The organism is Cupriavidus sp. 21MJTG02-4 (assembly GCF_057798975.1).
In genome coordinates this window covers 1-8,057 of record NZ_JBYOJP010000042.1, presented here as the reverse complement: position 1 = coordinate 8,057, position 8,057 = coordinate 1, and the positions used below count along the sequence as shown (strand labels likewise).

The 8,057-nt window shown below is 58.1% G+C and carries 8 protein-coding genes; all 8 read right to left on the bottom strand.

Going from position 1 to position 8,057, the window contains the following annotated elements; genetic code table 11:
- Positions 1-127: NAD(P)-binding domain-containing protein (locus AC3FKH_RS34270; protein ID WP_488680117.1), on the bottom strand; the 127-nt coding region annotated here is incomplete at its 3' end.
- A gap of 275 nt (positions 128-402) precedes the next feature.
- The gene (locus tag AC3FKH_RS34265; RefSeq protein WP_488680115.1) at positions 403-780 is read right to left on the bottom strand and encodes a carboxymuconolactone decarboxylase family protein; all 378 of its coding nucleotides are present in this window, start codon (positions 778-780) and stop codon (positions 403-405) included.
- A gap of 861 nt (positions 781-1,641) precedes the next feature.
- Positions 1,642-2,601 carry a hydroxymethylglutaryl-CoA lyase gene (locus AC3FKH_RS34260; RefSeq protein ID WP_488680113.1) on the bottom strand — a complete coding sequence of 320 codons (960 nt, stop codon included), beginning with the start codon at positions 2,599-2,601 and terminating at the stop codon, positions 1,642-1,644.
- Between the two features lie 69 nt (positions 2,602-2,670).
- A complete protein-coding gene (locus AC3FKH_RS34255; RefSeq protein ID WP_488680112.1) occupies positions 2,671-3,465 on the bottom strand; it encodes an enoyl-CoA hydratase/isomerase family protein in 795 nt (264 codons plus the stop codon).
- Between the two features lie 332 nt (positions 3,466-3,797).
- Positions 3,798-4,964: an acyl-CoA dehydrogenase family protein gene (locus tag AC3FKH_RS34250; protein WP_488680110.1), complete on the bottom strand. Its 1,167-nt coding sequence runs from the start codon at positions 4,962-4,964 to the stop codon at positions 3,798-3,800.
- 498 nt (positions 4,965-5,462) lie between these two features.
- Complete coding sequence (locus AC3FKH_RS34245; protein WP_488680108.1) at positions 5,463-5,813, bottom strand: carboxymuconolactone decarboxylase family protein; 351 nt, start codon at positions 5,811-5,813, stop codon at positions 5,463-5,465.
- A 1,001-nt stretch (positions 5,814-6,814) separates the two neighbouring features.
- Positions 6,815-7,615 carry an SDR family NAD(P)-dependent oxidoreductase gene (locus AC3FKH_RS34240; RefSeq protein ID WP_488680107.1) on the bottom strand — a complete coding sequence of 267 codons (801 nt, stop codon included), beginning with the start codon at positions 7,613-7,615 and terminating at the stop codon, positions 6,815-6,817.
- A gap of 98 nt (positions 7,616-7,713) precedes the next feature.
- The coding region (locus AC3FKH_RS34235; protein ID WP_488680105.1) for a carboxymuconolactone decarboxylase family protein at positions 7,714-8,057 on the bottom strand (344 nt) is incomplete at its 5' end.

Genomic DNA, 8,057 nt, shown 5'->3' with positions numbered 1-8,057 from the left:
CTTCATCGATCAGCGGTTGGGCGGCCGCGGGATTCACGTCGAAAACCACGAGCTGCACCCCTGCTTTGAGCAGGTTGCGCGCCATACCCTGGCCCATCTTTCCCAGACCGATGAATCCAACCTTCATAATTCTCTCCATTTCGCTGAAATCCTGGCGCAGTCAGTTCCTGCCACCATGCGACAGAACGCATTCCAATATCAACACGCTAAATTCGTCAGCATTTCCTTCACCCTCAGCGCAACGGTCCCCAGCAAATACGCACAATGCAGAATCACACAATGCAGCATATCCGCACGGCGTCCGCTTGCTCACGTTGTTACGACCCCTCAAACGCCGACCTGGGCATCCAGTCGACGTCGTCGGATCCAAGAAGGGCTAGCGTTTTCTGTCAATATTGTTCGTCAAATACCAATCTCTTCAAAAACCTTGCGAGCAATCTTAAATGAGCTCATTCCGGCTGGCATGCCAGCATAGACAGCGACTTGCAGGAGGCATTCGCGGACTTCCGCTTTCGTTACCCCGTTGGTAATCGCCGCACGGATATGGCCGGCAAGTTCATCTGATCGGTTAAGTGCAGCCAGCATTCCGAGATTTAGAATGCTGCGGCTACGTCGGTCCAGATCGGGCCGTGTCCATATCTCACCCCAGCAAAATTCAGTCACCAGTTCCTGCATCGGCATAGAGAATTCGTCTGCATTCTTGAATGCTGCATCTACATTCCCCTCCCCGGCCACCGCACGGCGTACCGCCAGACCCTTTTCGAAAAGTTCCTTATTCATTACTCCTCCTTCTTACTGTTAATTCATGCTTACCACCGGCACCACCTTGACGTGTCATCGGGTGACGATGACAGTGTCTCGTTAGAAAAGATACTACTCACCCAGAGACTACCCGTCGATACCGTGGAGCATCTCAGTGGAGCAAAGGTGTTTGCCAAAAAACGCGAAAAGCCTTCAAGCTCGGCCTAAGACTCTACCGAGCGAATTTGATGTTAGTCATCCTCAGGGAGGTTAAGGGTCGCCGGAGAAACACAGCTATTTGCCGATGACAATTTGTTCGCCCAAGAGAGGGGCAAGAACAGGCACACGCGCCGGCGATAACAGCGAGCCGCGACGGTGTCACGGCGCCCAGCGGAGAGAATCTTCTGTCGTGGCAAGGGTGGCACTGTGCCGGTTCCAGTCGCACCTAGTGACAGCCAATATGACCATGCATCACAGCCCGTCCATATGTGATCGAGCACATACATAGCAAAGGTGCCGCATTCTGATGTGGCGGATGGCCAGAGGATTTGAACGCTGGAAGCTTAAGAATAGGCGTTTTGACCTTAGCCCTAAATGCCCTCAGTCCCAGGCGGATAGCGTCGACAATTTGTACTGCATTCCCTTCCAATCTGTTGATAGGGCTAGCCACCGAGATACGTTTAGGTGGCATCGCCTATCGCAACTGGGCAAGCGCCCCAGATCAGGGAATAATTCGCCAAAATTTGATTGCCAGCCGCCTTCTCGCGAGCGTTCCGACTCGTGTTCGAGGGCCGGTTTGCCCATGCCGGTTGTTGACTGGTGTCCGTTCTGGGCAGCATGCAAGTGAACAAGCGTCAGCGACCTCCGACCGTACCGAGGCTCGGAGAACGTGGAGGATGTTCAGACACAATCGCCAGCCATGCGTCGGGTCAATAGCGCGCGGCCCACACGTGAGGCATTTTCTCGGCCAAGCACCTCAGAGATGAACGCACCCGCATCGACCACTTGGTCCAGGTCAATGCCAGTTTCGATACCGAGACCGTGCAGCAAATAGAGTACATCCTCGCTTGCCACATTACCCGTCGCACCCTTTGCATATGGGCATCCGCCAAGCCCAGCCACCGATGAGTGGAAGATGCTGATACCTATCTCCAGGCTAGCCAGAATATTGGAGAGCGCCTGTCCATAGGTGTCGTGAAAATGGCCAGCGATGCGTTCCGGATGAAAAGCCTTTGTGGCCGCTTCCATCACCGCCTGAACATGCCGTGGCGTGCCAACGCCGATGGTATCGGCGATATCAATCTCGTCACACCCCAGATCGGCAAACCGCGCGACGACGTCGCGAACTGCCCGTACGGGAACGTCGCCTTGGATAGGGCAGCCCATAGCGCAGGAAACGCTGGCCCGCAACCTGAGGCCACTGGATTTCGCCGCTCTCGACACCGGAACGAACCGCCGAATCGAATCCTCGATCGAGCAGTTGATATTGCGCTGAGAGAATGCTTCACTCGCGGCGCCAAAGATCACTACCTCGCTTGCTCCGGCCTCTAGCGCGGCTTCAAAGCCCTGCATATTGGGCGTCAGCGCAGAATAGACCGTAGTCGGGCGGCGCGCGATCGCGCGCATCACTTCGCCTCCGTCCGCCATCTGTGGCACCCAACGAGGTGATACGAAAGAGGCACTTTCGATATTTACGAATCCGGCCCTGGTGAGTCGATTGATTAGTTCGACTTTGACGTTGACAGGAACGTGTTGTGATTCATTCTGCAAGCCGTCGCGCGGCCCTACTTCAACCACCCTGACGCGAGCGGGCAAACCGTTCAATCCGTTTGCATTGGCAACTTCTTGAACTTGATCCATTGTGTGCTTCCGGTTGAGATGGAGCGGGCCTTCCGCTTGCCGCGGCTAAATCGGAGGGCGCGGAGAACCCTAGGCAGACTGTGTAATCCAGGCTGGCTTGCGTCGTTCCAAGAACGAACGCACGCCTTCACGGCCCTCCTTGCTCGCTCGTATATCGGCGATGCATTCTGCAGTAAATGCAATCAGCGATGCGTCCAGCGCTTTACCGGCAATGTCTTGCACCAACCGTTTGCTTTCTCGTACAGCAGCCGGGCTGTTGCTGGCCAGCGTTGAAGCGATTTCAGTCGCCCTGTCCTCCAGTCCGTCGGCTGGCAAAACTTCATGTATAAACCCGATGCGATGCGCCTCGTCGGCATCGAATCGCTCAGCAGTCACACAGTATCGGCGTGCCGCCCGTTCCCCCATGGCCCGCACTACGTAGGGGCCAATCGTGGCCGGGATTAAGCCGAGCTTCGCTTCCGACAGGCAGAAGTTGACATGGCTGGCGGCCACGGCGACGTCGCAGGCCGCTACAAGGCCCATGCCACCCGCGTAGGTGTCGCCTTGGATCACAGCCACCACAGGCTTCGGACAACTCCAGATGGTGTGCAGCATCTCCGCGAGCCGCCGCGCGTCAGCGACGTTCTCCTCGCGAGTGTACCCGGCCATCTTGCGCATCCAGTTCAGGTCGGCTCCGGCACAGAATGCCGGCCCATTGGCAGCAAGAACGATCGCGCGCACGTCAGCTTGGAGCGCAAGCACGTTGAATGCATCTGTCAGTTCGGCAATGACCACCTCGTTGAAGGCGTTGCGAACTTCAGGCCGATTGAGGGCGATGCGCGCGAGGTTGCCCTCGCTACTGACCACCAAGGTCGAATAATTCATGCTAAATGGCACCAATACGTGTTAGGGACAGCCGAAGGCGGCGCACCGATGGCTGGCAGGCGCCTCGTCCGATGCAATCCTTGCTTCTACGGCCAGCTCGCCCGGCCACATACGAATACTGCAGCCAGGTGTCCGGGAGAAAACGCGCGGGAATCCCGACCGCACCAGAACGGCCTCCGGTCGGATGGTCAGACTCGAAGAACGCACCCCTTTCTCGGCCAGCGTGGCATGAAGTTCGCCAATTTTTCCGCTCCCCCAGTCCCCCGCAATTGCGGCGCACTGGGTCTCGTTGCTCGTGCTCATCTTTAGGTGCGCCGGCGCTCGGTATTGACTCAGTAAGACTTCGGCAGTCCGAGCACACGCTCCGCGATGAAGCACATGATGAGCTGCGGACTGACCGGCGCGATGCGAGGAATATAGGACTCACGTAGTAAGCGTTCCACGCGGTATTCTCGCGAATACCCCATGCCTCCCAGTGTCAGGATCGCAGTCTGGCAGGCGTTGTGGCCAGCCTCGGCGGCGAGGTACTTCGCGGCATTGGCTTCGGCACCGCAAGACAGGCCCGCGTCGTAACGCGTTGCCGCCTTCATCACCATCAAATTGGCCGACTCCAACTGCATCCATGCCTGCGCCAGCGGGTGCTGCACACCCTGGTACATTCCGATGGGGCGACCGAACACCACACGCTCCTTGGCATATTTTGTGGCGATCGCGAGTGCGGCCCTGCCCAGGCCGACGGCTTCCGCAGCAATTAGGATGCGTTCCGGATTAAGGCCGTGCAGGATGTAATCAAAGCCGTGTCCTTCTTCCCCGATAAGATCCTCATCGGGAATGAACAAGTCATCGATGAACAGCATATTGGTATCGACGGCCGCGCGGCCCATTTTGTCGATTTCGCGGATCTCGATCTTACTGCGGTCTACCTTTGTGTAGAACAGTGAGAGCCCCTGGGTGGGCTTTTTCACGGATTCCAGTGGCTCGGTGCGTGCCAGCAGCAGCATGCGGTCGGCCACTTGTGCTGTGGAAATCCAGATCTTGCGTCCGCTCACCGAGTAGCCGCCTGGCACCTTTCGGGCAAACGTCTTCAACTTCGTGGTGTCCAGGCCGGCATCAGGCTCGGTCACGGCAAAACACGCTTTCTCCCGCCCTCCGATCAGCGGTGGTAGAAAGCGCGCTTTCTGCTCGTCAGTCCCGAATACCACCACGGGGTTCAGACCGAACACGTTCATATGCACCGCTGACGCACCGGTCATACCCGCGCCAGACTGCGCGATAGTTTGCATCACAAGCGCCGCATCCAAGATGCCGAGGCCCGCTCCGCCGTAGGCTTCCGGCATCGCCACCCCGAGCCAGCCGCCTTCGCACAGCGCCTTGTAGAACTCATGAGGGTAGGTAGCGGCGACGTCGAGACGATTCCAGTACTCCATATCAAACTGCGAGCAAACGGATTGGACCGCCTCGACAATGGAGTTCTGTTCTTCGGAGAGCTCAAAATTCATGGTATTTCCTTATTCAGCTTGAATGCCTGCATCTCTGACGGGTCGCACCGATTTCTGCAATTCGGTGGTTACGAAGTAGCCGAGTTCGGCGCGCGTGCTGCCGAACGGTTTAAAGCCGAGCCCGTGGAACGTGGCCCGACCGCTTGCTCCCGTCGATCGAGACAAGGTCACGATTCAGGCGATCAACGATTGATGCAGGCGCGCCGGCTGACCCACAGGTCCCACATAGCAGCGATCGAAATGGAACGCCTCAGAAGCCGGCATATGAACTGCGCGGCCGACTGAGCCCCCGCCCCCGCGTGCTTCATCTGGTCGTAATCTCCCTTCGGACGACGCCGACGGTGTTACGCGGGAGGGGAAATGATTCCCTCAGCCGTGCAGGCTCGGCTGAAGGCGTACACGTCCTCGACGTGCTGACTCTGACCAATCCTCGCGACCGGCGCGTCACGGCTCCGCCCATCACGGATGGGCCAGCATACCCAATCAACATTGTCACTTCTATTGGTTGGAGGGGGCATCGTCCTGGGCATCCCCAAAGATTTCGCCGAAGCGCATTACCGCCGTGACGGCACTTGGCCAACCCGAATAAAAGGCCATGTGGGTGAACATCTCCACGAGCTCTTCCTTGGTCACGCCGTTGGCGATCGCCCGTGGAAAGTGGCTCTTCATCTGGTCGGTCTTGCCCATTGCAACGAGTGCCGTGCACGTGATCAAGCTTCGATCGCGCTTCGACAACTGCGGACGTTCCCATACATCGGCGAAAAGCACATCATCGTTCAGTTCAGCGAGTTTTGGCGCAATCTCACCGACAATCTTCCTTGCGGCGTTGGATGAAGTGTTCTGGCTCATAGGGGTGTTCCTTTTCCGTGACTTTCTGCTTTGACCTAGCGAGCGCGGGGCTGACCCGAGTACCGTACGCAAAGTAGCCGCGGGCATTTCGGCAGTGGCGCATCATCATGCGATTTAGAAAAGAGTCTATAGATAACTGGCCATTCCAGAACCCAGAGGCGACGGCAAGGTGCTTTGCGCGAGGCGGCAAACTTTCTCGCACACATCGTTGAATGCAAGCCGCGTCCCTAAGCTCGAGGTTGCTCCTTGCTCACGCGATGCTATGGAAGGGCTGGAAACGGGCTCGGAAGTAAAATGAAGTCTCACAACGAGGCGCCTTCCTCATGAAGGGAACCGACAACTGATTGCGCGCATTCATGAGCCTTTTTCGGGCGACGTTGCACGCATCCAGACTCCAACTAAGCCGTCGTTCGAGGCGCTTTAGGGGCTGTCTGACAATGCCACGTTTTGCGCAATTGGCAGGACCAGCATAGGGCCCAACGGAGAACCTTCACCCGCAAGGTGGAGCTAATCCTCTTGCCGCGTGTGATGATCTGTTTGCACACTAGCGGGCTCGGCCTGTTTGTGACATGCCGAACGAGGAGTGAGTCCGATTCAAGATTCATCCTGCATACGGAGATTCCACTCATTCTTCGAGCCGAGACGGCGTGATGCCGCCCAGTAAAGTACGTTCAAGCTCCAGGATTGCGCGGCAACGTGCAAGCATTGTTCGGCGTAACCCCGACCCAGTACGAGTCCCAATTCTGCCGCTGATGCGAAACCCACAACCTTCTGGCGCGCACTTCCGCCCACAATCGAGTCCTCAAGCACGCGCCGTAAGGCGGTGTGGTATGGCAATTCGCTCTGCGCAGCCGTCTGCTGCGCTTCCCGGCAAGCTAGTTTCGATGACTCACGCACTTCCCAGCGGAGCTCAGTGAGTTCATCTAAAAGAGAGTCGCCGTCAGCGCAAGCTCTAGTCAACATAGTCCATACCACGGTATGAAGCCCCCCAGTCCAGGCGCTTATTCGCTGGGGCTGTCAGCCTCGCTTTCAATGACGGGAACGCCACCATAGAGACCCCATGTACTGGCAGTAAGCCAGCCCGCATCAATCAACAGGTCGGTTCCCGTGATTGCCGATGCACGGTCAGACGCAAGGAACTCAACGCCTTCAGCAACTTCCATGGGGTCTACGCGGCGCCCCAAGGCCAACTGCGAGTTCAGATCGGTTGCGTAGCGTCCCGCTGGTCGAGCAGCTACCCGGGGTGTGAGCGTTGCCCCTGGAGATACGGAATTGACTCGCACCCCCGCCCGGCCCCACTGGCCAGCCAGATTGCGGCTCAGATTCACAATCGCCGCCTTGCTTGGTCCATAAGCGTGTAACGGTGAGGAGCCATGCGCCACAGTCGACGCAATATTTACGATGCTTCCCTTCCTTTCCCGGACCATCCGCCTGCCAAAGGCGCGGTTCACGTTGAAGGTGCCTTCCACATTAACGAGCATGACTGTCCGCCAGAGATCCATGGGAAACTCCTCCGGGGCATGTCGTTCTTGGAACGCGGCGGCAGATACAATCAGCGAATAGACCGGACCATGCGCCCGCTCTATATCCGATGCTAGCTGCTCGACAGCGGCAAGGCTACGCATGTCCACGCTGTAGCCGAACCCTCCGATCTCTTTGGCAAGTGATTCAGCGGCTTCCCCGTCCAGGTCAACAACCGCGACCCGCCATCCGCGACTGGACATCAATCGACAACACGCGGCGCCAATGCCGTTGGCGCCGCCAATGACAACGCTCAACCTTGAGCCCACATCATCCTTCATCGCTTCTCCTTTTCTTTGCGCGTGGTTCAATTACCCCTGCCGTCAAGCGGGGGGCAGCCAATCATGGCGAACGAGGTTGTGCAACTGCGACGCGCTGCTCATGGTGTCTCCGTAGCGGGCGAGAAGTCCGGATCGTTGAGTTCCGGCGCGATGCTGCCAGGCAGCCCGAGCTCGAAGGTATTGAGCGTCAGCGATACCAGGCAGTAGTAGCCCAGCACACCGACCAGCTCAACCACGCCGTCCTGGCCAAGCCGTGCAACGCCGCGCGCATAGAGGCGGTCAGGCACCCGACCGGTCGAGAGCAAGGTGGATGACAGGTCATAGACTGCACGCTGCCGCTCGTCATTGAACTCCGGCGTGCGGCGGGCCGCGATGGCTGCTATCACCGCGGGATCCAGGCCCGCCTTGAGGCCCATGGCCTTGTGCGCTGTCCATTCGTGGT

Excerpts from the sequence above, each read along its gene's own strand:
- AC3FKH_RS34265 (WP_488680115.1), bottom strand. The coding sequence starts at position 780 with ATGAATAAGGAACTTTTCGAAAAGGGTCTGGCGGTACGCCGTGCGGTG.
- AC3FKH_RS34260 (WP_488680113.1), bottom strand. The coding sequence starts at position 2,601 with ATGGATCAAGTTCAAGAAGTTGCCAATGCAAACGGATTGAACGGTTTG.
- AC3FKH_RS34255 (WP_488680112.1), bottom strand. The coding sequence starts at position 3,465 with ATGAATTATTCGACCTTGGTGGTCAGTAGCGAGGGCAACCTCGCGCGC.
- AC3FKH_RS34250 (WP_488680110.1), bottom strand. The coding sequence starts at position 4,964 with ATGAATTTTGAGCTCTCCGAAGAACAGAACTCCATTGTCGAGGCGGTC.
- AC3FKH_RS34245 (WP_488680108.1), bottom strand. The coding sequence starts at position 5,813 with ATGAGCCAGAACACTTCATCCAACGCCGCAAGGAAGATTGTCGGTGAG.
- AC3FKH_RS34240 (WP_488680107.1), bottom strand. The coding sequence starts at position 7,615 with ATGAAGGATGATGTGGGCTCAAGGTTGAGCGTTGTCATTGGCGGCGCC.